We start from the raw sequence: 266 nt of genomic DNA, 5'->3' as shown, positions 1-266 counted from the left end.
AAGAGCATGGGACGACGCTTCGAAGGCCGCACGGCAATCGTGACGGGCGCGGCCCGCGGCATCGGCCGGGCGACGGCGGATCGCTTCGCGGAGGCCGGCGCCCGTGTTGTTGTCGCGGATCTCGACGGCGGCGCCGCCGAGGAGGCCGCCGCCGGCATCGCGAAGGCGCATGGGGGCGAGGCGCTGGGTATCGCCTGCGACGTCGGCGAGAAGGACTCGGCGGAGGCGATACCCAGCGCCTCGCCCCCATGCGCCTTCGCGATGCC

General features: G+C 74.4%; 1 protein-coding gene. It reads left to right on the top strand.

Annotated elements, in window-relative coordinates; translation table 11 throughout:
- On the top strand, nt 1-266 hold a 266-nt coding region (locus tag DJ029_RS21600), incomplete at both ends, for an SDR family NAD(P)-dependent oxidoreductase (protein WP_198671253.1).

This window comes from Oceanibium sediminis (assembly GCF_003265325.1).
GTDB classification, from domain to species: domain Bacteria; phylum Pseudomonadota; class Alphaproteobacteria; order Rhodobacterales; family Rhodobacteraceae; genus Halovulum; species Halovulum sediminis.
This window is presented reverse-complemented; position numbering and strand designations above follow the sequence as displayed.